At 59.0% G+C, this 25,634-nt stretch carries 22 protein-coding genes; 11 read left to right on the top strand and 11 right to left on the bottom strand.

Annotated features, from left to right (window positions below):
- Positions 1-871 precede the first annotated feature (871 nt).
- Positions 872-2,494, bottom strand: a complete 1,623-nt coding sequence (locus ACYQ15_RS14160; RefSeq protein ID WP_459938156.1) for a fatty acid--CoA ligase — start codon at positions 2,492-2,494, stop codon at positions 872-874.
- A gap of 291 nt (positions 2,495-2,785) precedes the next feature.
- Positions 2,786-3,967, bottom strand: coding sequence for an ATP-binding protein (locus ACYQ15_RS14155; protein WP_459938155.1), 1,182 nt, complete (start codon positions 3,965-3,967; stop codon positions 2,786-2,788).
- A 394-nt stretch (positions 3,968-4,361) separates the two neighbouring features.
- Here ACYQ15_RS14155 and ACYQ15_RS14150 point away from each other — a divergent pair, with 394 nt between their 5' ends.
- Both ACYQ15_RS14150 and ACYQ15_RS14145 read left to right on the top strand, forming a co-directional pair.
- A complete protein-coding gene (locus ACYQ15_RS14150) occupies positions 4,362-4,562 on the top strand; it encodes a hypothetical protein (RefSeq protein WP_459938154.1) in 201 nt (66 codons plus the stop codon).
- Between the two features lie 16 nt (positions 4,563-4,578).
- The gene (locus ACYQ15_RS14145; protein WP_459938153.1) at positions 4,579-5,241 is read left to right on the top strand and encodes a Fic family protein; all 663 of its coding nucleotides are present in this window, start codon (positions 4,579-4,581) and stop codon (positions 5,239-5,241) included.
- Between the two features lie 12 nt (positions 5,242-5,253).
- Here the strand turns inward: ACYQ15_RS14145 and ACYQ15_RS14140 are convergent, their stop codons facing one another.
- The 3 genes from ACYQ15_RS14140 to ACYQ15_RS14130 all read right to left on the bottom strand — a co-directional run bounded on the left by ACYQ15_RS14140 (position 5,254) and on the right by ACYQ15_RS14130 (position 9,914).
- Positions 5,254-6,459 carry an efflux RND transporter periplasmic adaptor subunit gene (locus tag ACYQ15_RS14140; protein ID WP_459938152.1) on the bottom strand — a complete coding sequence of 402 codons (1,206 nt, stop codon included), beginning with the start codon at positions 6,457-6,459 and terminating at the stop codon, positions 5,254-5,256.
- Positions 6,460-6,810: 351 nt separating this feature from the next.
- Positions 6,811-9,174, bottom strand: coding sequence for an ABC transporter permease (locus ACYQ15_RS14135; protein WP_459938151.1), 2,364 nt, complete (start codon positions 9,172-9,174; stop codon positions 6,811-6,813).
- Positions 9,171-9,914: an ABC transporter ATP-binding protein gene (locus tag ACYQ15_RS14130; RefSeq protein WP_459938150.1), complete on the bottom strand. Its 744-nt coding sequence runs from the start codon at positions 9,912-9,914 to the stop codon at positions 9,171-9,173. The genes ACYQ15_RS14135 and ACYQ15_RS14130 overlap by 4 nt, the downstream gene beginning before the upstream one ends.
- A gap of 342 nt (positions 9,915-10,256) precedes the next feature.
- Here ACYQ15_RS14130 and metX point away from each other — a divergent pair, with 342 nt between their 5' ends.
- The 3 genes from metX (at position 10,257) to ACYQ15_RS14115 (ending at position 13,568) form a co-directional block, all read left to right on the top strand.
- Entirely contained in the window at positions 10,257-11,450 is a 1,194-nt protein-coding gene (metX, locus tag ACYQ15_RS14125; protein WP_459938149.1) for a homoserine O-acetyltransferase MetX, read from the top strand.
- A complete protein-coding gene (metW, locus tag ACYQ15_RS14120; protein ID WP_459938148.1) occupies positions 11,447-12,097 on the top strand; it encodes a methionine biosynthesis protein MetW in 651 nt (216 codons plus the stop codon). Before metX ends, metW begins: the two co-directional genes overlap by 4 nt.
- 193 nt (positions 12,098-12,290) lie before the next feature.
- A complete protein-coding gene (locus ACYQ15_RS14115) occupies positions 12,291-13,568 on the top strand; it encodes an ATP-binding protein (RefSeq protein ID WP_459938147.1) in 1,278 nt (425 codons plus the stop codon).
- Positions 13,569-13,676: 108 nt separating this feature from the next.
- Here ACYQ15_RS14115 and ACYQ15_RS14110 read toward each other — a convergent pair whose 3' ends face one another.
- Genes ACYQ15_RS14110 through ACYQ15_RS14100 form a run of 3 tightly spaced genes read right to left on the bottom strand, consistent with a single transcriptional unit; the run spans position 13,677 to position 16,138 of the window.
- Complete coding sequence (locus ACYQ15_RS14110; RefSeq protein WP_459938146.1) at positions 13,677-14,354, bottom strand: ABC transporter ATP-binding protein; 678 nt, start codon at positions 14,352-14,354, stop codon at positions 13,677-13,679.
- A 12-nt stretch (positions 14,355-14,366) separates the two neighbouring features.
- Positions 14,367-15,542 carry an ABC transporter permease gene (locus tag ACYQ15_RS14105; protein ID WP_459938145.1) on the bottom strand — a complete coding sequence of 392 codons (1,176 nt, stop codon included), beginning with the start codon at positions 15,540-15,542 and terminating at the stop codon, positions 14,367-14,369.
- Complete coding sequence (locus ACYQ15_RS14100) at positions 15,539-16,138, bottom strand: Fe-S-containing protein (protein ID WP_459938144.1); 600 nt, start codon at positions 16,136-16,138, stop codon at positions 15,539-15,541. Before ACYQ15_RS14100 ends, ACYQ15_RS14105 begins: the two co-directional genes overlap by 4 nt.
- A gap of 361 nt (positions 16,139-16,499) precedes the next feature.
- Here ACYQ15_RS14100 and thiM point away from each other — a divergent pair, with 361 nt between their 5' ends.
- Genes thiM through mutY form a run of 5 tightly spaced genes read left to right on the top strand, consistent with a single transcriptional unit; the run spans position 16,500 to position 21,524 of the window.
- The gene (gene thiM, locus ACYQ15_RS14095) at positions 16,500-17,315 is read left to right on the top strand and encodes a hydroxyethylthiazole kinase (RefSeq protein ID WP_459938143.1); all 816 of its coding nucleotides are present in this window, start codon (positions 16,500-16,502) and stop codon (positions 17,313-17,315) included.
- An 8-nt stretch (positions 17,316-17,323) separates the two neighbouring features.
- Complete coding sequence (locus tag ACYQ15_RS14090) at positions 17,324-17,722, top strand: nucleotidyltransferase family protein (RefSeq protein WP_459938142.1); 399 nt, start codon at positions 17,324-17,326, stop codon at positions 17,720-17,722.
- Entirely contained in the window at positions 17,719-18,222 is a 504-nt protein-coding gene (locus ACYQ15_RS14085; protein ID WP_459938141.1) for a ribonuclease toxin HepT-like protein, read from the top strand. The genes ACYQ15_RS14090 and ACYQ15_RS14085 overlap by 4 nt, the downstream gene beginning before the upstream one ends.
- Before the next feature lie 4 nt (positions 18,223-18,226).
- Positions 18,227-20,425: a ribonuclease R gene (rnr, locus tag ACYQ15_RS14080; protein WP_459938140.1), complete on the top strand. Its 2,199-nt coding sequence runs from the start codon at positions 18,227-18,229 to the stop codon at positions 20,423-20,425.
- Positions 20,418-21,524 carry an A/G-specific adenine glycosylase gene (gene mutY / locus ACYQ15_RS14075; RefSeq protein ID WP_459938139.1) on the top strand — a complete coding sequence of 369 codons (1,107 nt, stop codon included), beginning with the start codon at positions 20,418-20,420 and terminating at the stop codon, positions 21,522-21,524. Before rnr ends, mutY begins: the two co-directional genes overlap by 8 nt.
- 228 nt (positions 21,525-21,752) lie before the next feature.
- Here mutY and ACYQ15_RS14070 read toward each other — a convergent pair whose 3' ends face one another.
- Entirely contained in the window at positions 21,753-22,382 is a 630-nt protein-coding gene (locus ACYQ15_RS14070; RefSeq protein WP_459938138.1) for a hypothetical protein, read from the bottom strand.
- A gap of 359 nt (positions 22,383-22,741) precedes the next feature.
- Here ACYQ15_RS14070 and ACYQ15_RS14065 point away from each other — a divergent pair, with 359 nt between their 5' ends.
- Complete coding sequence (locus ACYQ15_RS14065; RefSeq protein WP_459938137.1) at positions 22,742-24,457, top strand: IS1634 family transposase; 1,716 nt, start codon at positions 22,742-22,744, stop codon at positions 24,455-24,457.
- A 31-nt stretch (positions 24,458-24,488) separates the two neighbouring features.
- Here ACYQ15_RS14065 and ACYQ15_RS14060 read toward each other — a convergent pair whose 3' ends face one another.
- Positions 24,489-24,623 carry a hypothetical protein gene (locus ACYQ15_RS14060; RefSeq protein ID WP_459938136.1) on the bottom strand — a complete coding sequence of 45 codons (135 nt, stop codon included), beginning with the start codon at positions 24,621-24,623 and terminating at the stop codon, positions 24,489-24,491.
- 228 nt (positions 24,624-24,851) lie between these two features.
- Positions 24,852-25,385 carry a Uma2 family endonuclease gene (locus tag ACYQ15_RS14055; protein ID WP_459938135.1) on the bottom strand — a complete coding sequence of 178 codons (534 nt, stop codon included), beginning with the start codon at positions 25,383-25,385 and terminating at the stop codon, positions 24,852-24,854.
- Positions 25,386-25,634 lie beyond the last annotated feature (249 nt).

Raw genomic sequence — 25,634 nt, 5'->3', positions numbered from 1 at the left:
ACTACTCAGCACATACGGTGCACGATCATTCTCCAGCGCTGGATTCCGGCTTTCGCCGGAATGACGTACCTGGACAAGCCTTTGCCACGATAGTCATACCGGCGAAGGCCGGTATCCAGGTCTTTTTCTGGCTTTGCTGAGCAGTTACGAATGAGTCCGCGAAATGCCTTCTCCGATATCCGCAGAAAGCTCTTCAAGACCTTCATGGGCGAGGGTGTTGAGCTGTTACCCGAATCAAGGATGAAAACAGCATGACATCAATCGCGGAAGCACTGCTGGGATTGGCGGCGCGATCTGTTTTCATGATAACTATTCAGTACAAGGTGTGCGCGCTGCCTCCGACATCGGGGTCGGTGTCGGGGTCGGTGTCGGGGTCGGAATCGGTTTCGAAAAATGTTGAAAAGACCAACGCATAGCTCCGCTTGCGATACCGATACCTACGCCGACTGCGATGCCAAAGTCCGCAGGCAGTAGCATGCTGAACAGTTACTTTTCATGAAACCCGGATCGTTTCGATTCCGCGATCGATCATGTACTCCAGATCCTTGGGGTGCAGGCCATCTGGTCCATGCGAATTTGATCGCCTCCACGGGGTCTGGAAGTTCCATGGGTAAAATATTGTAACTACTCAACACTTCTCCCGACAAGCCGGAACGCAGCTGAGGAGTTACGAAATATTTTTGTTCGTAAGCTTCAACCAAAGTTGTCAGAATGTCGAGACCGACACCCATTTGTCAGGGCGGCCACGGGATGGCACGCCCTATAAGATGCAACGGTGGCAGCGTGATGCATGAACGTACTGACGATCCATAGGTCCGATCTCAATTCGCGAGAAGGTCCCGGTGCATGCCTGCCGTCTCGAGCCTTGAACTCACTCATCGTCCTTCAGATACATCTCCCGCAAGGCGATCTTGTTGGTTTTTCCTACGCTGGTCTTGGCGACGGTCTCCACCAGGCGGACCTTGATCAGCACGGCCTCCTTGGGCAGTACGCCCTTGTCCACGAAACTCTTGACGTGATGGACGATTTTCTTTTCCAAAGGCGTGTCTCCCTGCCTGGGCACGACCAGGGCCAGGGGCGTTTCTCCCCAGCGCAGGTCCGGCTTGCCGATCACCGCGGCCTCGGCCACGTCCGGATGGCGCAGGATGATGTCCTCCAGTTCCAGAGAGCTGAGCCATTCCCCGCCGACCTTGATCACGTCCTTGGTCCGGTCCGTGATCCGCAGGCTGCCCGATGCGTCGCGGCAGGCCACGTCTCCGGTGTTCATCCAGCCGTCATGATAGAGTTTCTCCGAGTTGCGTTCATCCTTGAGATAGGACGCGGTCAGCCATGGCGCACGCACCTGCAGGTTCCCCGGCGTCTTGTCGTCGTCGGGGACCTCCTGCCCCTCGTCGTCCAGGCGGCGCAGCCGGACCAGGGGCAGCGGGCGTCCGGTGCGGGTACGCAGGGCAACCTGTCGCTCCTGATTCAGAAGCATCTCGGCGTCCGACAGGTGGCTCAGCGTCAGAATGGGGCAGGACTCGGACATGCCGTAGCCCGCGAATATGTCCACGCCCCGGTCCAGGGCCGCCTTGCTCACGGACTTGGGCAGGGCAGCCCCGCCGACGACCACCTTCCATCCCGACAGATCGTACCTTGAGCATTTGGCATCCGTCAGCAGCATGTGCAGGATGGTCGGTACGCAGTGGCTGAACGTAACCTTTTCCGTGCTGATCAGCCGGGCCAGAACCTCGGGGATGTACCTGCCCGGATAAACCTGCTTCACGCCAAGCATTGTCGCCATATAGGGGATGCCCCAGGCATGGACGTGAAACATGGGCGTGATGGGCATGTATACGTCCTCGCGGTGGAAGCGACCCTGGGTGGCATTGGAACTGAAGGCGGCCACCGAGGCCAGCGTGTGCAGGACCAGTTGCCGGTGGCTGAAGAAAACGCCCTTGGGCAGCCCCGTGGTGCCGGTGGTATAGAAGGTGGTGGCGCGGGTGTTCTCGTCGAGGTCCGGGAAATCGACGACTGGTTCGGCGGCGGCCAGCAGGGCCTCGTACTCCCCGGACAGGGGCAGGGAGGTCTGTGGCGCCTCGTCGTTGTCCGTGAGCAGGATGAAGCTGCGCACGGTGTCCAGCCGGCCCTTGATCTGCTCCACCAGGGGCAGGAAATCTGAATTGACCAGGATGACGTCGTCCTCGGCATGGCCAATGGTGTAGACCATCTGCTCCGGGGAAAGGCGGATGTTGATGGTGTGCAGCACCGCCCCGATCATGGGCACGGCGTAGTAGCATTCCAGGTAGCGGTGACTGTCGTAATCCATGACGGCCACGGTATCCCCGGGCTTCACGCCCCGGGCCAGAAGCATCCCCGCCAGCCGGGCCACCCGTTCCCGGAACTGGGCATAGGTGAAGCGCCGGGATTCCGCATATACGATTTCCTGGTCCGGGTGGTCTTGTATGGGGGCCTGAAACATGTTCTTGATCAGAAGTTGCTGGGTAAAATGCATGCGTTGTTCCTTGGTTTGTCGTTAACGAGCAATCAATAAAAGCGCATCGAAGAAAATCGTGAACAACCGTGAGGGGTCGTATTCCGGCCCCGACTGGGATGAGCAGGCCTGGAACAATGCCCTGAGGGAATCGCCCTAATCAGTTCGTTGAAAAATCCCCAATTGCTGCGTCGCCGCAAAAAGTTCAAACTCTCACGTATCAGTAAATACACTTCGATCTTGAACTTCTTTTGCTCCTTGCACTTGGGGTTTTTGAACGAACTGCCGGAAAAGGACTTTTTCAACACTCAGCTAACCATATTTTCGCGGTTGATCAGGATGGAGGGCATCGTCCCAGAGGAGGTCGAGGAATGCCTTCCAGGGTAGGATTTCAATCTCGTCGTCGGTGATCCGGGGCGCGGCTGCCCGGCTGACCAGGATGCACCGACTGGCCGGGTTTTCCTCCTTCCAGGCCCGCAGCCCTTTCAAATGATCGACGTTTGGGCGGTCGGAAGATTTGATTTCAATGGCAACGTCGCCTTGGCCAAGGATGACGTCCACTTCCAGGCCGGAAGAGGTTCTCCAGTAGGATAGGGGATAGGATTTGATTGAGTAGGCGCAATGGGCCCGCAGTTCCATGAGGATGAAGTGCTCAAAGGCCGCGCCGAATTCCACGGAACCTGGACGCAACGCACCGCGGCGAGCCAAGTCGTTGACCAGACAGATGTCGAAAAAATAGAATCGCGGCGTGGAAACTGTCCGACGTTTTTGACTTTTTTGCCACGCCGGCACCCAGAAACCGAGCAGCGTGTCGGTCAGAATTTCAAAATGTCCTCGCACACCGGGACCCGAAAGCCCGACTTCCCGCGCCATGGTCGCGAACTGGATCGGTTGACCGTTGGAAAGCGCCGCCACTTCCAGGAACCGTTGAAAGACCGGAAGGCTGCGAACCAGGGACTCCGCCAGAATTTCTTCCTTGAGATACGTGCCGACGTACGCCGCGATCAGATCGTCGGGGTCTGCGTCTAGATAATGAGCTGGAAGCAGGCCGTGATTCAAGGCGCGTTCGAGGTCGAAGTCCGGAATTTCCTGTGATGTCAGGGGCAGGAGTTCTCGGCTCACCGCCCGGCCTCCGAGCAGGTTTCCTCCCCCCTTGCGCAGCTTCCGGGCGCTGGAGCCGCTGAGAATGAAGCGCCAACCGTGTCTGGCCATGAGTCGGTGCACTTCATCCAGGAGTTCCGGCAACTTCTGGACTTCGTCAATGATGACCGGCCAAGGTTGCCGCCCCTGCTCCCAGCCCTGGGCGCTCAGCTCCTCGCCCAGAAGGGCGGGGTTGGCGCTGAGACGTCGGAACAAGGCAGCGTCGAGCAGGTCATAATATGGGGCCTCGGGAAAGAGTCCCCGCAACAACGTGCTCTTCCCAACCTGACGTGGCCCCCAGAGAAAGCAGGATCGCCGGGCCAATCTATCGGACTGGAGAATTCGGGAAAACATGATCCGTCAATATCCAGTTTTCAATTTTCATGCAAATCGAAAGTAGTGGTTTCTTCTGTTGTAATCGGGCTGCGTCCGGAGTATCTATTCACCCTCGGTGGACGTGGTCAATCTGGGCATCTTGGCGGATACCACAGCGATTTACGACCCGCGTCATACCAACGTCACCGTTGGGTTCCCGAACTTGACTCCCGTTTACCGGTGGTCAAAATCTGGGCTGGGAAGCCCGCTGGAAGCAACTTGAGAGGAGCGACAACGTGTTCTCCCTGGCGGTCATGGTCTCCACACATCCATTCCAGAACTTGCCAAAATGGGTCCGTCAAGGCTTCCAGGGAATGAATCTCTTTATCCTTCTCGAACAAATGGATGAATAATCGGATAAGCGGCTGATCATATGGAAAAAGATACCCTTCCAACCCTGCGCACCCTGGTCCGCAGCGGCAGGGACCAGGGGCTCTCGGAGAAAATGATCGAACGAATCGCCGGTCTGGAAGTGGCCATAAACCCAAAAAGCCTGCGCAACGAGCCCATCAACCTGCCCCCGCACCTGCTCACTCCGGCTGATGCTCCGGATTTGGGGCGCACAGCGCGGTAACCCGAGCACCTCCTCCATGCGCACGGACATTCTTCGAGCGGTATTCATCGCCAAAAAACTCTTCGCCGAGTTGGTCTACGACGTGCAGGCCCTGGAAGGCATGCCCTTTAGCATGCCGGAGGTGCAAACCTACCTTCAGGGCATCACCGTGGGCGGGCATAAGGTGGCGGACGAGGAAAAGTTGAAGCAACAGGCTCTGGGCTGGAAAAAGCTGATTTTCCTGGTGGAGGAGGATGCCTTTCAGGTCAGCAAGCAGGTTGCCTGCGAGTTGCAGTCAATCATCGCCAAGGATGAAGCCCTGGAGGTCGGGGCCTTTCGCTCCGGCCGCGTCGGCATTTCCGGGACGGACTATCAACCGCCGGAGCCGGAAAGCCTGGACGACCTTTTCCAGGCCATGATCGAAGCTCTGGAGCAATACAGCCTGCGCGACCAGGCCTATGCCCTGCATCTGTTGTTCGCCCGCAATCAGTTCTTTTTTGACGGCAACAAGCGTACAGGTCTGCTGATGATGAACGGCTTGCTGATGAGCAACGCTCTCCCTCCCATATCCATCCCTGCCAAGTGGCTGCATGAATACAACGCCGGCATGATTCGCTACTACGACACCGGTGACTTGTCGGAAATGCTCGCCTTTTTGCGACAGTGTCACGATAGGATGCATGAACGTTTTGGATTGTAGACGGACTCGGCCCTACCCATCCCCCGCATTTCTCATCCGCACCCTGACGCCGTCCTGGACGTCCCGGTCCGGGTGGACGACCACGATTTCTCCCTCTTCGACTCCGGACAGGATCTGCGTCCAGAAGCCGCCGCGCCGGCCCGGTTCGACCATCCGCAGTTGGGCGCGGTCATCTTCCACCGTGAACAGAGCCCAGCCGTCGCCGTGGCGGAACACCGCATTGGTGGGCACGCGCAGTTCGTCCTCCGCCTCCCAGAGCATGAACCGGGCGTTGACCCGGTAGCCGTGGCCCAGCCTGGCCCATTGCTCCGGGGGCGAGATCAGGTCGGCGATGACCAGGACGCGCTGCTCCTCCACGCCCAGGGCCGAAATCTTGGTGAAGCCCAGGGGCTCCACGCGCCGGACCCGGGCTTCCAGGGCCTCCGGGCGGCCCCAGCGCTCCAGGGACACGCGCATGCCCGGTTCCAGGCGCACGGCATCCGAGGAAAGTACGTCCACCTCCACTTCCAGGACCGTCGTATCTCCGATTTCGAGAATCGGCTCGCCGGGCTGCACCACGCGGGCGCTCTCGATATGACGGCGCAGAATGCGGCCGGAAACCGGAGCGCGCAGTTGCAGAAATCCTTCCTCTTCCTGCCGGGAGTCGCCGGCAAAGCGCAGTGCAGCTTGGGCCACTTCCAATTCGGAAGTCAGGGTCCGCACCCGGAAGCGGGCCGAATGCTCCTGGGCCCGTGCCCTTTGGGCCGCTGTTTCTGCCTGTTCCAGATCGCTGCGAGCGATCAGTTCCTGGTCGGCGAGCCGACGCAGACGTTCCAATTCGCTCTCGGTGAAACGAGCCGAGGTCGCTGCCGCTTCGAGTTCGGCCCTGGCCATGTTCACCGCTGATTCCGCGGCCCGCACCCGCGCCTCGGCCTCGGCCGTGGACCGGGCGTCCAGTACGGGCGAGGGCAGGGGCATGAGTACGGCAAGCACGTCCCCGGCCTGAACAGCATCGCCGACTTCCCATGTCACCCGCTGAGCCTGCGCCGCAAGGGGCGCGGAAAGCACATACCTGTCCACGACCCTGGTTCGCCCCTCCTCCTCGATCACCACTTCCACCCGGCCGCGGGAAACCGGTTCCGTGTCCACCAGGATCGGGGACGGACGAAAAGACCAGACCAGCAGCGCCGCCACGCCGGCCAGGATCAATACGTACAAGATGCGCTTGCGCCAGCTCATAATGCTGTTTCCTTGGTTGCGGGTCACGCCCAGTCATCAGTGATTTTTGTTGTTAGGAAATCGTAACTGCTCAATAACTTGCGGCAATCAACGATATAAATCCTGGGAGCGCCGCACCCCAGTGCGGCAACGAAGTAACGCATTCAGGCCCAAATTTCGGCTGGAGCTTGGCCCCCGGGAGCTGGATCACGAAACGCCGCGCTGGAGGGAATCCTTGCACTGGAAATCATATCGACCGACCTTTTTAGCAGTTACAGGAAATCCAGATAACTGATAACCAATAACCGATAACAATTTCTTGTTATTTCTATCCGGATTTCAACGCTTCTGAGGGGCTTGCCGTGGCAACCATCAATTCCGGCTCTTCAACACTCCCACCAGATCCAGGTTCTTCAGCCGTCTGGCCACCACCAGCCAGGACACGGCACTGGCCGCCAGGATGACCGTGGCCGCGAAGGCGAAAATGCGCGGCTCCAGGATCATCGGGATGCGGTACAGTTCGGAATCGATGCCCTGGACGATGTACGCGATCAGACCGATGCCGATCAGAAACCCCACCGGAATGGCCGCGATGGTCAGCACGGCCATCTCGCCCAGCAGGATAAAGCCGATCTCGCTCCGGGTGAAGCCCAGCACCCGCAGGCTGGCCATTTCCCGGGAACGCTCGGTCAGCGCGATCCGGGCGCTATTGTAGACCACGCCAAATGCAATGCTGCCGGCCAGCAGGGTGCTGAAAAACGCAAAGGTGAGCACCATGTCGGCCATGGTGTCGTAGAAATTGAGAATGGCCGCCTGCCGGTCCGTGACCCCCGCCACACGCGGCGAATCCTTGAGCCGGCGCAGCACCTCGCCCCGCTGTTCCGGGTCAACCGCCAGATAGGCTCCGGACACGGCCTGGCCTTCTCGCAGGATGCGGTTCAGGGCGTCCAGGCGCATATAGGCCGAGGCTCCGGTGAATTCGCGAACCATGCCGGTCACGGGAACCGTGAGCCGTTCCCGGCGTCCTTCCAACAACTCCACCTCCACTGTTTCTCCGATGCGCACGTCCAGGATTTCCGCCAGATAATCCCCCAGCACCAGCCCTTCCGGAGGAACGGCGATCACCCGCAGATCCTCGTCCAGGATGCGGAACAGATCCCCGTCCTCCTTCAGCCCCTGAATCGTGGTCCGGTGGCTGGCATGGCCCCGGTGCAGGCGGACCCCGGCTATCCGCATCGGTTCGACGAGATAGACGCCGGGCAGGGCTTCCAGGTCGTGCAGGACCCGGCGGGAAGTGGGCTCGACAAAGGTGACGGTCAGATCGTCGCGCTGGGCCAGACCGAACTGCACCCTGATCAGGTAGTCCACTGAGCCTTCCTGGAACCGGCCGACCATCAGGATGCCGCAGGCCAGACCGATCCCGGCCACGGACAAGAGCGTCTTCACCGGGCGGCGCTCCATGTTCCGCAGGATCATCCGCGCGGGCTGAGCCAGAAACCGCTGCATTCCCAGGCGTTCCACAAGAGTGGTCCGAAAGACCGGCGGCGGCTCCGGGCGCATGGCCTCGGCTGGAGGCAGTCCCACGGCCTTGCGCACGGAGAACAGAACCCCGAGCAGACTCGCGGCAAAGGTCACCGCCGCGCCGATGGCGATCACTCGCGGGGAGATATGATATTCAAGATAGGGAAACCGAAAGAAATCCCGGTAGATTTCCGCCAGCTGCTGCCCGAGCCAGCCTCCGGCGGCCACGCCGAGAGAGAGGCCCAGCAGGGAGATCAGCAGCGCCATCTGGGTGTAGTGCAGGCCGATCCGGGGATTGGCGTAGCCAAAGGCCTTGAGGATGGCGATTTGCTCCCGCTGGGTGCTGATCAGCCGGGAAAAGACGACGTTCAGCAGGAAGGCGGCCACTCCCAGGAAAATGGTCGGGAACAGGGTGGCCATGTTGGCCAGCTGGTTCAGCTCCTCCGAGAGATAGCGATGCGAGAGCTGCTCCTCGCGGCCCACCGCGCCCAGGCCGCCGTAAGGCGCCAGCAGCTCGTCCAGACGTTCCAGCACGTCCCCGAGCCGGGCCTCACGGGTCAGGGTCAGCACCACGTCGTTGAACGCGCCGTCCAGGTCGTAGGCCGCGGCCAGGGCGGAGCGGTTCATCCAGAATACGCCGTGCCGTTCGAAATCCGGGAACATGTCGCCGGGCTTGAGGTGATAGATGAATTCCGGAGACAGGGCCACGCCGACGATTTCCAGCTCCTGCCGCCGTCCGTTGATGATCGCGGCCAGATGATCGCCGGGCTGGAAGCCGTGCGCCTCGGCAAAGGCCTCGCCGACCACTGTTTCCCGGTCCTGACCCGCCTGGGGCAGGCGTCCGGAACGCAGATGCAGGCTGTTCAGCTCGGCGTTGCGGCCGTCGGGCAGGGACAGGAACTGCCCCGTGGCCGGATCTTCGTATCCGGGAATGTCCAGATTCGCGCCCGCCTGGATGCGCGTCTCCACGGCCAGAACTCCGGGGATGGCCTGGATGTGTTCCTGGAGGGACTGAGGGGCGCGCTTCAGGGAGGCGAAGACGTCGCTGAACCGGGAATCCCTGTAGAAGGCGTCCCGGGTCAGGGTCAGGGATTCGAGGCTGGTCAGGGACATGATCAGGGTGGCCACGCCGCCGGCGATGACCACGGCAATGGCCAGGGCCTGGCCGCGCATCCCGAACAATTCGCGCAGCAGCTTGCGGGTCAGGACGCTCACCAGAACAGCTCCCTGGGCGCGATCTTGTCCGGGTTGTCGGAGATGGAGGCGATCCTGCCGTCGCTCAGGGTGACGACCCGGTCGGCCATCCGGGCGATGTCCGCGTTGTGGGTGATCACCGCGGTGGTGGTGCCCAGGTCTTGGTTGGCCCGCTGCAGGGCCTCCAGCACGGAAATGCCCGTTGCCGAGTCCAGGGCGCCGGTGGGTTCGTCGCAGAGCAGAACTTCCGGTCGCTTGGCAATGGCCCGGGCAATGGCCACCCGCTGCTGTTCTCCGCCTGATAGTTGCGCCGGGAAATGATCATGGCGTTTGGACAGCCCGACCAGATCCAGAGCCTCCTCGGGGGTCATGGGCTTCTCGCTGATCTCGGTGACGATGGCCACGTTTTCCCTGGCCGTGAGACTGGGAATCAGATTGTAGAACTGGAAGACGAACCCGACGACTCGCCGCCGGAACCGCGTCAATTCCCGCTCCGTTGCCTGAACCAGATCCAGTCCCCGGCAGAGCACTGTGCCCTCGGTAGGCCGGTCCAGCCCGCCCAGGATGTTCAGCAACGTGGACTTCCCGCTACCGGACGGCCCCAGCAGAACCACGAACTCGCCGCGAAAAAGATCCAGATCCACCCCGCGCAGAGCGACCACCTCCACCTCGCCCATCGTGTAGATCTTGGTCAGCCCCCGGGCGTGGAAGACGATGTGTTCGTCACGCGAAACATCGTTGTTCTGATCGGAAGAGCGCATGCGCGGTGACTCCATTCCCTCATAAGCTTCAGGTCGTCAGAATTCCAAGATGAGAACCAATTTCCGCCCGCTTACCTCCTCAATCGTCGAAAAACAACAGCCGACGCCCATGCTCAGATCTCATCGCAATCGAAATCGAAGTTGACTTTGACGAACGACATCTCATTTCAAGCGATATTCGCAAAGGTTGAAGTTGTCGAAGATTAATGCAAAAATAACGCCTTTTTAAACGACACTATTCAGCAAATTCTGATCGCAAAACGGGAACTGGCCCGGCTTGTCTTGAAGCATCCTCTGCGGCAAGTTTGAGAGAATCCCGTTCAATAAGTTCATGGAGTTTCAATGAGTGAAATCGTCAAACGCCCCCAAACCCTGCCGGAGGTTCGCCCGCCGGATGTGGAGCGTCTGGAGCCGGTGCGGACGCAAACCGTCACCTTCGAGGGGCCGGGGGAGACCCTGCACCTGGAATCCGGCCAGACTCTGCACCCCGTCACCGTGGCCTACGAAACCTACGGCGAACTCAACGAGCGCCGGGACAATGCCGTACTGGTCTGCCACGCCCTGTCCGGCGACGCCCATGCCGCCGGATACTACGGGCTGGAACGCGATGAAAAGCCGGGATGGTGGGATATTCTGATCGGTCCGGGCAAGCCGCTGGATACCAGAAAGTACTTCGTGATCTGCAGCAATTTCCTCGGCGGCTGCAAGGGCACCACCGGACCTTCGTCCATCAATCCGGCCACGGGCAAGCCCTACGGCATGGATTTTCCCTTTTATACGGTCAAGGACATGGTCCAGGTCCAGCGCCGGCTGCTCAAGCACCTGGGCGTGCCCCGCCTGCTGGCCGTGATCGGCGGTTCCTTGGGCGGGATGCAGGTCCTGCAGTGGGCCATCAGCTTTCCGGAAATGGTCCGCGGGGCAATCCCCATCGCCACCACGGCCCGACTGTCGCCCCAGGCCATCGCCTTCAACGAGGTGGCCCGGCAGGCCATCATGAGCGATCCGGAGTGGAACGGCGGGGAATATCCGCTGGATGCCCAGCCGGAACGGGGGCTGGGACTGGCGCGGATGATCGGCCACATCACCTATCTTTCGGAGCAGGCCATGCTGCGCAAGTTTTCCCGGCGCTACATCAACGATCAGGGCCGCTCCTTCTGCCTGACCAAGGATTTCCAGGTGGAAAGCTACCTGCACCATCAAGGCTCCAGCTTCGTGCGCCGGTTCGACGCCAACACCTATCTCTACATCACCAGAGCCATGGATTATTTCGATCTGGAAGCGGCCTACGGGCGCATCTCCACGGCCTTTTCCGGATGCCGGTCCTCGTTCCTGGTAGTCTCCTTCACCAGCGACTGGCTCTTTCCCCCGGACCAGTCCCGGGAACTGGTCCAGGCCCTGCGCCGGGTCGGGCTGGACGTCTCCTACTGCAACATCGAGAGCGACCAGGGACATGACGCCTTTCTGCTGCCCGGGCACCGCATGGGCGACGTGGTCTCCGGCTTTCTGGAACGGCTGGCTCGGGTGGATGCATCATGAACGCGTTGTGTGAGATCCCACAGCAAGTGGACTGGAGCCGAAGCCAGCCCCGGGACCGGGCTCTGGACGAGGCCATCAGCGGACTGGTCCCGCACAAGGCCAGGGTGCTGGATCTGGGATGCGGCAACGGGGATTTGCTGATGCGGCTCAAGGCGGACCGGGCAGTGGAGGAGCGGGGAGTGGAGCTGGATCCGGACGCAGTGGCCGAATGCTTGAGCCGGGGCCTGTCAGTGATCCAGGCCGATCTGGAGGAAAGCCTGTGCGATTTGCGGGAAGGGTCTTTTGATGTCGTGGTGCTGAACCAGGTCCTTCTGGCTACGGCCAACCCGCTGCACCTGCTGACCGAAGCCCTGCGCGTGGGCCGGCGGGTCCTGGTCAGTTTTCCCAACTTCACCTACTGGCGGATCCGCTCCCAGATCGTGTTCAAAGGCCGTCTGCCGGTCAACCCGGCTCTGCCCTACCAATGGTACGACACGCCGAACATCCGGCTGGTCACGGTCAAGGATTTTCGCATCTTGTGCCGGGAAAAAGGCTGGTCCGTCTTCCGGGAGATCTTCGTCAACCTGGACCGCCACGACCAGCCCCACTCCGTCCGTTTCTGGCCCAACCTGCGGGCCTCGTTGGCGCTGTTCGCGCTGGAACGGTAATGCGTCAGCTGTCTTTGGAAAGAACTTCTATATCAAATTGACCAAGGGCTTCCAGGGCACATGGCGTTGGGAGGGTAGTTGACAAACATGAGCACTGTGGGGATATGGAAAGTGTAAAATCTGGCGAAATGGTAGCGTACAGACTGGCGAAATGGTAGCGTACAGGCTGGCGAAATGGTAGCGTATAAATGGAATGAAAAAAAGTTATCGACGGCGAGTTGTAGATGACGAACTTGACGAGCTGATGGAGGAGCTTCCGGCTATTGCCGTGGAAGGTCCACGCGGCGTCGGAAAGACCGTCACTGCTGAACGTCGGGCGCGCACGACATACTATCTCGATGACCCGGCTCAACGCGCAGTGGCTGAGGCTGACCCGGCTCAAATGCTCGTAGGCGATCCTCCGGTGCTGATCGACGAGTGGCAACGCATTCCGGCTGTTTGGGACGCAGTTCGACGAGCAGTTGATCGAGGCAGCGAACCAGGGCGATTTCTTCTGACGGGTTCCGCCGGCCCTGCCACGCCGCCGACTCATTCCGGCGCTGGAAGGATTGTAACGCTCAGAATGCGGCCAATGACTCTGACTGAACGGGGAGTTGGCAAGCCGCTGGTCAGTCTTTCCGGACTGTTGAAAGGAGGTCGAGGCGACCTGTCCGGAGCCACTGAAGTTGCCTTGGCGGACTACGTTGGTGAGATTGTCCGTTCAGGTTTTCCCGGCATCCATCAGCTTACCGGAAGAGCCTTGCGTCGGCAGCTTGATGGGTATTTGCGGCGTATCATTGATACAGATTTTCAGGAACAGGGCTATGCTGTTCGTAAGCCGGAAGCTCTTACTCGATGGATTGAAGCCTACGCCGCCGCGACAGGTACGACAGCCTCTTATGAAACACTCCGTGACGCCGCTACTGGAGGGCACGGCGACAAACCAGCAAAAACAACTACGCAGCCGTACCAGGATATTCTCGAACGATTGTGGATTGCTGACCTTGTACCGGCATGGTTGCCGTCGCTAAACCGACTGAAGCGCCTTGCCCAGACTCCAAAGCATCATTTGGCAGACCCCGGACTTGCCGTACGGGCACTTGGCCTTGATGTCGAAGGGCTGCTCGCTGGTGATGAACCCAGAATGCCCGTGCTGCGTGATGGAGCTTTTTTGGGGCATCTTTTTGAATCGTTGGTCACCCTCTGCGTGCGCGTCTACGCACAAGGGGCTGAGGCCCGTGTGCGCCACCTGCGTCTGCATGGAGGTCGTAGAGAAGTTGATTTGATTATCGAACGCGCTGATCAGAAGGTCGTTGCCGTTGAAGTGAAATTGAGTCGAGTGATCGAGGAGAGCGACGTCAAAAATTTGCACTGGTTAAGCGAGCAAATCGGCGAGGACCTGATTGACGCCATCGTCATTCATACTGGCCCTCGCGCTTACCGCCGAAAAGACGGAATAGCCGTCGTGCCCGCCGCTTTGCTTGGGCCTTAAACCGGCGAGGAAGAAACATCAGTCGGACCGCGACGTTCGAATAAGGATATTCGTTGCCCTGCAACTTCTTCGCGCTGCATCCATCCTTTGCGCGGGAACGGATACCATTCAACCTGAACCATTGAGCAACCGCCCGTCCGCCAGCCGCAGGATCCGCCCCGCGTGCCGGGCGTTGTCTTCACTGTGAGTGACCATGACGATGGTCCGGCCCTTGGCGTTGAGGCGGCCGAGCAGGGCCATGACTTCGGCGCCGGTCTTGCTGTCCAGATTGCCCGTGGGCTCGTCGGCCAGGAGGATGGGCGGATCGTTGACCACGGCCCGGGCTATGGCCACCCGTTCTTGTTCGCCGCCGGAAATCTCGCTGGGCAGCCTGCGCGCCTTGTGTTCCAGCCCCATTTCGGCCAAAGCCTCCAGGGCCCGCTCCTCCTTGCGTTTGCGGGGCTCATTCGTCACGGCCAGGGGAATCATCACGTTTTCCATGACGTTCAGATAGGGCAGCAGGTGGAAGCTCTGGAAGACGAAGCCCAGAAATTCCCGACGGAAATCCGCCCGCTGGTCCTGGTTCAATTCGTAAATGCTCAGGTCGTCCACGGTGCAGGTTCCGGACGAGGGCGTGTTCAGCGCGCCCAGGATGGATAGCAGGGTGGATTTGCCCGAACCGGACTTGCCCATGACGGCCACGAATTCGCCGGAGTCGATGCGCAGGCTGACCCTGTCCAGGGCGGTGACGGCCACGTTTCCCCTGCCGTATTCCTTGACCAGATTCTCGGTGATGATTGTGCTCACATTGACCTCTTATCAGATGGCCCGCAGGGCCTCGTTGGGATCCATTCTCGACGCCATGAGCGCCGGGTAGACGCTGGCCGCCAGTCCAACCAGGACGGACAGGGCCATGGCCAGGATGGGCAGCAGGGGATCGAAATGCGCCCCGTGATGCAGGACGTCGTCCGCCTCGCCCAGGATGAACAGCGGCAATGCCAGGCGCATCGCGACCTGCCCCAGAAGGTAGCCCAGGGCTCCGCCGGCCAGGGCAAGGATTCCGGCCTCCAGGAAAATGATCCGCATCACATGCCGGCGGCGGTAGCCGATGGCCCGGAATACTCCGATCTCCGAAGCCCTCTCGCGGACATTGCCCATCATGGATACCAGGACCATCAATCCGGATACCATGATCACCACGCCGCTGACGGCGTAGGCGAATTTCTCGAAGTGATCCATGGCCTGCATCCTGCTTTCCACGACCTGCTGGATGGCCATGACCTGGGTATTGGGCAGGGCCATGGCAATATATTCCACCATGTCCTCGATGGGGCAGCCGTGGCAGAGCGCGGCAACCTCGACCATGGAGATCTGTCCCTCCTTGTCCAGGATGCCCTGAGCCGCGGCCAGACGGGTGAACAGCAGATGGTCGTCCTGGGAGCCCGAGGGTTCGAGGATTCCGGACACCGTCAGTTCCCGGCCCCCGACATGCAGGGCGTCGTTGGGTCCCAGCCCCAGCAGCCGAGCGGCCTCGGCGCCCAGCAGAGCCTGGCTGTCGAGGCCGGGGGCCTGCCCCTGGATGCGCCACCAGGGCTTGAGCACGGCAGTCGCCTCAAAGTCCAGGCCGGTCAACAGCACGCTGTGCCCCTGCACCTCCACCACGCCCAGGACCACCGGCCCCACGGCGGCCAGGTTCTGGCGGTAGGGAATGGAGTAGATCTTTTGCAGTTCGTCCTCGTGAATCTTGCGCACGTCGAAGGAAACCCCGCCCAGGGAGATTCCGCCGTAGCTCAGGGCCAGATTGTCGCTGCGCGGCAGGATCACGATGTTGGCGCCGTACTGCTCCAGCTGAGTGATGATGTTGGACGAAACGGCCTGACGCAGGCCCAGCAGGGCGACCACCGTGGTCACGGCGATGAGCAGTCCGACGAGGACGAAGGCCGCCTTGGCCTTTCTGCGTTTGATGTTCGCAATGGCGATGGTGTTCAGGTTCATCCGCTCGCGCTCCCCGCACCCAGGTCGAAGTAGGTCCGACCTTCCAGCACGTCGCTTTCCCGGATCACCAGACTGCCGTCGCGGAGGAAGGCGGTCAGAGGAGTGGGGTTGCAGCCTCCGCGCACCTCGCCGATGACCCGGGTCGGGAAGCGCATGTTGCAGTTGCGGCAGATCATCACGTCGCCTTCCTGAACATAGCCCATGTTCTCCCGCCAGCAGGCGTCGCAGGCGTCAAAAGCGGTCCGGACCCTGCCGTCCGCCGTTTGCAGCACGAAATACCGGATTCCCACGCCGTCCGCGGTTTCCAGGACGAAATGCCGGGCCTGGCCGTCAGCGAACATGCTCGCGGCATGAATCAGTTCCCCCTCGACCGGAACAACCTGAACCGGGGCGGCCGCGGCCACCACCTTGTCCTTTGGACCGGAATGAGAGAAAACGAGAAACAGGGCCGTGAAGGCCACGACCAGAACACAGCCCAGAAGGATGAATTTTCGCGACTTTGGTGCGGACGAGGTCTGCGACGCGCCCAGAACCGCATTTTTCTTGGCGTCGAGCTTGCTGCGCCGCTGTGAGGAATCGTGATGCTTGTCTTTCATTGTGCTTGAGCCTCCATCTGGTTCCCAAGGATAAGGGGGGTTGGTTTAATCTCGACCGCCAAGGTAAGGATTGAATACGGCCTTGGCAAGCATGGCCGCAAACACTAAAAAAATGAGCAACTACTCAGCAAATTCATGTTCAGGATGATTAACCACGAAGAGCACGAAGGACACGAAGGGATGGATGTCTGAGCGGGTAATTGCTCATGCGCAGTGCGGCATCAAATATTTCGTTTCCTGTCTTCCTCCGTTCTCTCCGTGCCCTTCGTGGTGATAAAATCGACTTGAAATCAGCAATAAATTCCGGATCAGTAATTTACTGGAATAGTTCCAAAATATGTGAATATCGGACGGAGGAGAGATGGGCGACAAGGCGAAAGACTGGCCCGGGATCGCGGCGGAGCAGCTTGGCAATCTGCGCGGGGCAGGCCCGCTGGTGCACAACATCACCAATTTCGTGGTCATGGGCGTCACGGCCAACGTACTGCTGGCCCAGGGCGCGTACCCCGTGATGGCCCATGCCGTGGAGGAGGTTGAGGAGATGACCGGGATCGCCGGAGCCCTGGCCCTGAACATCGGCACCCTGAGCCGCGAGTGGGTGGAGGCCATGATCCTGGCCGGGCGCAAGGCCAACGAACTGGGCAAGCCCGTGGTCCTGGACCCGGTGGGCGCGGGCGCGACCCGCTACCGGACCGAGACGGTCAGCCGGATCATGGACGCCGTGAACATATCCGTCCTGCGGGGCAATCCGTCCGAGGTCCTGGCCGTGTCCGGCGCCCGGGCCGGAGCCCGGGGCGTGGACGCGGTGCACAAGGTGGAGGATATGGCCGACGCAGCCCGCGAACTGGCCTCCCGGCTTGGCTGCGTGGTGGCGGTTTCCGGGGCGCGGGATCTGGTTACCGACGGCACGCGCACCGTGCGCTTGACCGGAGGCACGCCTCTGATGACCAAGATCACTGGCATGGGCTGCGCGCTGAGTTCCACGGTGGCCGCATTCACGGCAATTGCCCCCGACGCCCTGACCGGCACGGTGAGCGCCATGGCCCTGTACAACGTGGCTGGCGAACTGGCGGCCCAGAAAGCGTTCGGCCCGGGCACTTTCGAACCCGCCTTCCTGGACATCCTGGCCCGGCTCGGCGAAAATCAAATTTTGCGCGCGGAGATCGAGGAAGAGTGAGGTAGACCATGCACGGGACGAAATCCGGCGAGTTTTCCGTTGATCCGGCTGAAGCCGCCCGAACCATGCGCCGGCGGGCCAGGATGATCGAAAGTCGCAGACGCAGCCTCGAGGAACAGGCCCGAAGCGATGTCCAGCGCATCGTTCAAATGATGATCGAGGATTTTTCTCCTCGTCGCATCTATCAGTGGGGTTCTCTGACCCGGCAGGGTGTTTTCCAGGTTTTTTCGGACATCGATCTGGCCGTGGAGGGGGTGACCGATCCGGAACACTTTTTCCGCATGCTTGGGAAGTGCATGGAGATGACGGAGTTCCCTTTGGATCTGGTACAGCTCGAACGGATCAATCCATTGCACGCCGAAGAAATCCGGGCCAATGGTCTGCTGCTTTGGGAGGCTTCTTCATGACGGATATGGATGCCTTGCGCACGCTTCTCGGATACGTCCGCAAAACGCTTGACCTGCTGGAACAACAGCGTCTTGCTCATGCCGAATTCATCGCCCGCGACGCCCCCAAACTGGACCAACAACGTTCGGTGGCCATGCTGCACACCGCCTTTCTGACCGACTACTACACCTGCGCGGAAACCTGTTTTTGGAGGATAGCGCAGTGTTTTGAAAATCATCTTGACGGGAGTCGCTGGCACAAGGATCTGCTGGACCGGATGCGGATGGAAGTTCCCGGAATGCGGACCGCGGTCATCCGGGACGAGGTGCATGACGCGCTGGTGGAATTGATGCGCTTCCGGCATTTTCGCCGCTACTACTTCGAGATGAACTACGACATGGAGAAAATTGATTTTCTCCTCAGGAAGCTGGAATTTCTGCACCGGGAACTGCCGGCGGATCTGCTGCGTTTCGACCGGTTCCTGCAAAACATGCTGGATCAAATGCTCAAGGAGGAGTGACTGCATGGCCCGAAGAAAACGATCAGCCGAACCAATGGGCGTTGAATCCCTGCTGCGGGTATTTCGCAAGTCCCGCAAGCCGCTGGGCTTCGGGGAGCTGCAGAAGCTCCTGGGATTGCATAACCGGCAGCGCAAGGAACTGGACGAGGCCCTGGACATCCTGGTCCGGGAGGGGCGGCTGATCCGGATGCGCGACGCCTACGGGCTGGCCGACAACATGCAGATCATCACCGGGGAACTTGAGGTCCAGCGTTCCGGAGTGGGTTTCGTGCTGCCGGAGGACAGTCGGCGCAAGGACGTTTTCGTCAGCACCAGGGATCTGGGCGACGCCCGGCACGGGGACAAGGTGGCCGTGGCCCTGCTCCCCAGACGCGGCGGCTCCCGCAATCCCGAAGGGCGGATCGTGCGCGTGCTGCAGCGACGGACGGAAATCTACGCCGTGCGCATTCTGGACGCCCGGGGCAAGGGCTACTGGCTGGCCCAGGCCACGGACCCGAAACTGGGCTTCCACCTGCTGCTTACCGCGGAGGACGCCGATGCCGCGCCGCAAAAAAACGATATCGTGCTGGCCCGGATCGGGGAACGTCTCGAAGAGCACCTCTGGGCCGGGACCGTGGTTTCCACCCTGGGAACCGAAACGGATCTGGCCGTGCAGGAGCAGTTGGTCAAGTTCAACCACCATGTGCCCACGGTTTTTCCGGAAACGGTCCTGGAGCAGGCCGCGGCCCTGCCGGAGCGTCCCGCGGAGGAGGATTTCACGGGCCGGCGAGACCTGCGCGACCTGCCCCTGGTGACCATCGACGGCGAGACAGCCAAGGATTTCGACGACGCTGTCTGCGTGCTGGAAACCGGCCAGGGTTTCACCCTCTGGGTGGCCATCGCGGACGTGGCCCACTACGTGCCCCCCTACACGGCCCTGGATGAGGAAGCCCGGGAACGCGGCAATTCCTACTACTTTCCCAAATCCGTGGAACCCATGTTCCCGGAACGACTCTCCAACGGGCTGTGCAGCCTGAACCCTTTCGAGCCGCGCCTGGCCATGGCCGCGGAAATGGAATTCACCCGGGACGGCAAGATGACCGGAGCCAGGTTCCATGCCGCTGTGATGCAAAGCCACGCCCGGCTGACCTACGAGCAGGTGCACCAGGCCCTGGAGGAGCGCGATCCCCGGGTCCGGAAAGAGCTGGAGCCGCTTATGCCCATGCTGGAACAGGCCGAGGCCCTGGCTAGGGCCCTGAAGAAACGCCGCCACGGCCGCGGCAGCCTGGATTTCGATCTGCCGGACCCGCAGGTTCTGCTGGACGTGCAGGGCGAGGCCATGGACATCCAGTCCCGGCCCCGTCATTTCTCCCACCAGATCATCGAGGAGTTCATGATCGCAGCCAACGAGGCCGTGGCCGAATTCCTGACTAAAAAAGACATGCCCATGCTCTACCGGGTCCATGACGCGCCCGATCCGGAAAAGCTGCGCGGCCTGTTCGAGGTTCTGGGTCGGACCGAGCTTGCCGTGCGCCTGCCTAAAAAAGGCGAGCCCGCTGACCCCGAGATGCTCCAGACCCTGCTGGCCGCTGCCCGAGACACGGAGATGGAGTTTCTGGTCAACCGCCTGCTGCTGCGCAGCCAGATGCAGGCCAAGTACAGTCCGGACAACATCGGGCATTTCGGCCTGGCGTCCAAGTGCTACGCCCACTTCACCTCGCCCATCCGGCGCTACGCGGACCTGGAACTGCACCGGGCCCTGAAAACAACCCTGGCCGGTCGCGGGCCCAAGGTGTCGCACAAACAGCTCAAGACCCTGGGCGACGCCCTGAGCGTCCGGGAACGGCGGGCCATGGCCGCGGAAAGGGAGATCCTGAAGCGGGTGACGGTCATGTTTCTCATGGACCGGGTGGGTGAGGAGTTCTCCGGGGTTGTTTCCTCCCTTACGGATTTCGGCTTCTGGGTGGAGCTCTCCGATGTCATGGCCGACGGATTGGTTCGCCTTTCCTCGCTCTCGGACGATTACTACAACTTTATTCCAGAACGTCATGAACTGATCGGTCGGCGGACCGGGCGGACCTTCCGCCTGGGCCAGCACGTGCAGGTCGTACTCGAGGAGGTCAGCCTCTCGCGACTGGAGATCACGCTGGTGCTGGCACCGGAGGAGGAGAACGGGAAGAAGCGCGGGAAATCCAAAAAAGGCAAGAAAGAGAAGCGTGGCTGATCAGAAGTCCTTTTCCGAGCCGCTCCTGGCCTGGTTCGCGGACCAGGCCAGGGATCTGCCCTGGCGGAGAAGCTACGAACCCTACCAGGTCTGGATTTCCGAAGTGATGCTCCAGCAGACCCAGATGGACCGGGTGGTCGGCTATTTCCACCGCTGGATGGCCCGGTTCCCGGACGTCCGGGCTCTGGCCGCGGCCCGGGAGGATGCGGTTCTCGCGGCCTGGGAGGGCCTGGGCTACTATACCCGGGCCCGCAACCTGCACAGGGCCGCCCGCTTTGTGGCGGACCGGCTGGGAGGCGAACTGCCGACGGACCATGCCTCCTGGCTGGCCCTGCCCGGCGTGGGACCCTACACCGCGGCCGCGGTCTGCGCCATCGCCTTCAACCAGCACCATGCCGTGGTGGACGCCAACGTGGGCCGCGTCTTCGCTCGGGTATTCGATCTGGACACTCCAGTCAAGGAACGCGCGGCCCGGGATTTCATCGCCCATCACGCCCTGCGTCTGACCCCGCCGAACCAGGCACGCCACTTCAGCCAGGCCCTGATGGAACTGGGCGCCCTGGTCTGCCTGCCCCGCCGCCCCCGCTGCTCATTCTGCCCCCTGCACGACCTGTGCGAGGCCCGCCGCCTGGACATCGTGCTGGAACGCCCGGTACCGGCCAAGGCCGTGACCTACATTCCCATCGACGTGGCCACGGGCGTGCTCATGGCCAAAGGCCTGATCTTCATCCAGAAACGCCCGCCCGACGGAGTCTGGGGCGGGCTCTGGGAATTCCCGGGCGGAACTATCGAGGGCGCCGAAACCCCGGAACAGACACTGATCCGCGAATACATGGAAGAAACCGGCTTCCGGATCGCCGACCTGCGCAAACTGGCCGTAATCCGCCACGGCTACACCAAATACCGCGTCGCCTTGCACTGCTTCTGCTGCCGCCTCCCCGACGACACCCCCCAAACCCCGCCCATCCTTACCGCGGCCCAGGAATTCCGCTGGGTATCGCCGGACGAACTCGACCAGTACGCCTTCCCCGCCGGCCATCGCAAACTCATCGACCAGACGTTTGCAGGCCGGATAGCGAATATGTTTATGTACAGATAGGCCAAAAACGAAGTGCATAGCACACAACGACTTTTGGGAAAAACATCCGACACCGCTGGAGATTTAACCACGGGGCACATGGGGGGCATAATCAGAAAAAATCAGGATTTCTTTCCCCGTGATCCCCGTGCGCCCCGTGGTTAAACAACTTGGTCAGACGATGGAATGGAAGTGGCGCTGTAGTGATAGAAATTGTTTATTTTGTAAAATCCATTAGATCCGCTTCAATCACAGTGTTTCGATTTTATCATTATCAACATTATATACAGGCATTCCCTTGATGGCGGATAATCTATCATTCCCAGATAAATAATTAAGCCTGCCATTTCTATCCCTGCTGTCCCGGAATTTGGAAAGTACATATCCGTCTTCCAAGGATTTTTGGCGAACCATGTCGTTGAGTTTGTCGTTTCTGGCGAAATACGCGTTGATGCCGGAACTGTTACAGCCAACAAGAGAATAGCCTTTGCTTTCAGATAATTGATTAAGAGCACGCAGGGATGCACCCCAATATAAATTACTGTAATGAGCATTTGTCCTGTTGAAGTTTTTATCGTAAGGAATCGTTATCGATCTATTGATTCCAAAAACACTGTTATATTCCAGAATAACCACGACAGGTGATATTACGTTGATTTCCTTCCATATCCAATAGTCATTGCCATCCAGATCAATATGTAGAATGCCAACATCTTTATTAAATTGATGCATTGAAAGAAGACTGTTGATATTGTCCTTGTCTATAAAAGCCGCTTTTGCTGACAAATCATACTTCCAAAAGTACCCGGCATTCACTATTTGTAAAACGTTTGATTCTGAACCATCCATCACTAACCCAGACCAATTATTATTCATCATCAGGAACCGGGTGTTGGATTCTTGATAATTTTCGACTCCAAATTCTATAAAAGTTTCGTTTGGGAACTCTATATTGTTTATTAGCCATTGAATGATTCCGTCGTCACCAAATTGGGAAAAAACCTTGAACTCTACGTCACTTAAAGATTTGACATCTTGTTTTGACTTAATAATCTCTGACAGGACTTTAGCCGAATCATCGCCTTCCCACCTTTTTTTGTCGTAATTTCAGGTTGTTAGCCTTCTCGTCTGCGTAAGACCCTTCTTTTCTCTCCAAACTTAATGAATAAGATTTAATATTTTAATGTATTATCGAGTTTTGTGTTGACATTGTTAGACCCTACTGATATGCCTTGCGCATGGCTCACCTGCACAAAAAAATCAAAAAGGGTAGACCCTACTACTATGTCCGGGAGATGGCGCGGATTAATGGCAAGCCGAAAGTCACCAACCAAGTCTATCTTGGTTCGCCAGAGAGAATCATGGAATTGGCAAAAGGCGTTGGCGCTACGTTAGAAAAAATTCAGACCCAAGAGTATGGGGCGCTGTGGTTGGCTAACTTGATCGACCAGGGTGTCGGGATTGCCAAGATTGTGGACGAGGTGGTTCCCAGGGCAAAGAACGAGACAGGACCATCTGTTGGCGAGTACTTCCTTTACGCAGTCTTCAACAGGATGGTTCACGCCCAGTCCAAAAGAGCTCTGACGGGTTGGTACGACAAAACTGCCGTCCAGCAGATCAGGCCTGTGGACATCAAGGCATTATCCTCGGAGAAATTCTGGAAGAAATGGGATAGGGTCAGCCAAGGCCAGGTTGAGTCTATCGCAAGGAAGTTCTTCGCAAAGCTGGCGCAAATTGAGATATCCCAATCCGACTGCTTTCTTTTCGACACCACCAACTACTACACTTACTTGGCCGGCAATACCGAGTCTGATCTCGCTCAGACGGGGAAAAGCAAAGAAGGCCGCTACTGGCTTCGCCAGGTAGGGCTTGCCTTGTTGGTGGCCAGGGATACCGGCCTGCCTTTTTTCTATCGAGAATATGAGGGCAACTGCCATGATTCCAAGGTGTTTCAGTGCGTTCTAGAGGACGTTGTGGATGCCATGCGTAAATATGGTCGGCAAGACGTGACTGTGGTTTTGGACAAGGGCATGAATTCCGAAGACGCCATGGCCGTCATTGACGCCATGGACGGCGTGCATTTCGTGACCAGCTACTCGACGTACTTTGTCGAGGAGCTTATCCATGTCGACAGGAAAAAGTTTATCGTCGCGGATACCGAAAAAAATCGGCGACTTCGTGAACTCGGCAGAGAGGACGATCAATTGACTGCTTGGCGAAGCACCGGGGAGTATTGGGGTCAGACGCGCACGGTGATCGTGACCTACAACCCCCGGACCGCCTCCAAGCAACGGTATAAATTCGAAAAGAAAATGCGAACACTCCTATCGGCTTTATACGAAATCCGATCAAAGGTTCGTTCCAGGGCTGCCCAGTGGCGCGACGAAGACACGATCAGGGAGCGCTACCGAAATATTTGCCGGGATCTGTATCTTCCAGACAGTCTTTACGATCTGAGTTTCGCCGTGAAAAGTGGAGGCTTGGTCATGAGCTTTCGCAAAAACTATTATCGAATCGAGCGACATATCGATAGGTTCGGAAAGAATGTGCTGATCACGGACAGAATGGATTGGAGTACTGATGAGATTGTCAGGGCCAGCCTGGATAGGTACATGGTGGAGCAAAGCTTTCGCCAAACCAAGGACAATGACTTGGTCAACATGAGACCTATGCGGCACTGGACAGACAGCAAGATCCGCTGCCACATCCTGTGCTGCATTGTTGCCCTCTCCTACCTGCGCCTCTTGGAATTGCGCTTGACAAAAGCCGGACTGAAGCTCTCCGCGGCCACGACAATGCAGCAGATGCGCGCACTCCATTCATGTCTTTGTTGGAATGCCGGCGCCCGAAAGGCGATCCGTAAACTTGAGGAACCAAACCAAGCCCAGGCCCAGATAATGAAAGCTATGGGGTACGAAGTGAGCAATGGGGTCTTACAGGAATTGTCCGGATAATGCACCGGAATTGTGAGTTATTTTAGAAAATCTAGGTGCGATCTGCTAAACTCCTGTCTGACATCATTCTGCCAAACATCAATGATTGATGTTCTGATTCTTTTTCAAAACGCTCAACTTTTTTTATTGTTTTTTTCATGTTTTGTATAAATCTCATTATATTCATCGAAACCTCGTTCAAAGGTGCTTGGTGACTACTCAAAAAACTCTGTCAGAAAAAAAGAAATGTAATACTGATTGCAATATTACAAGTCGCTAAGGCCAAGTGCTTTCCGACATAATCGGCTGATGATTATTCTTGCGGCTTCTTGCTCCCTTGAGAAAATAAATCTTACAATCTGTGTAACCCGTGGACAAGTTTCTTTATTTTTTCCACTTTAGCTGTGCATGGTCGTTATTCAAAATAACCTTGCCAAATAGGAAGCAAAGGCACCAGTTCATCCAAGATCTCGTCGCGCAAGGTCCAGACGCCCCCGTCCGTACGCCGATACACTTCCACGGCCAAACGCTCCGGATCGATCAGCACGTACTCTTGCAAGGACGGGATCAACCGATACCTCGCAAACTTCTCCCCCCGGTCGTCGGCTTCGGTGGAAGATGGAACCTCCATCACCAGGACCGGCGAGCGCATGATCCGGTCCGCCCGATGATCCGCCGGATCGCAGGTCACGAACAGGTCCGGATAATAATACACCTCGCCCGCCACCGCCTCCACCATCATGTCCGCCATGTAGGCGCGGCAGGGGGTGTCGACCAGGAGTTGGTCCAGTGCCGAGAAAACATTACCCGCGACGGTCACATGCCGCCGCGAAGCGCCACCCATGGCAAAAACTTCGCAGTAATAATACTCGTGCTTGCCCGCCTGCTCCGCCTCCCAAACGAGATAGTCCTGGGCGGACAACGGGGATTTGGATTCTGGTTGGCCCATGACGTTTCCTCCTTCTTTTTCCGCGAAAATATGCCGTCGGCGGGCAGTTAACGTTCTTGTCCGCGACGGGCTGTAGAGGCGAAAGATTTTCGCCACTACAGTTGAACCGTGTTGCGACGGTGTATTTTTGTGTAACCGTGAAATGGCCAAGCCTGGCCATGAACATTTGACGGTTGATGGAGTGCAAGGTCAAGTCGGGTTTGGCCGAGGGCTCCGGATCAATACCCGCCCAGTTCGAAAAGAAGCGTG

This window comes from Desulfonatronum parangueonense (assembly GCF_054656975.1).
This window is presented reverse-complemented; position numbering and strand designations above follow the sequence as displayed.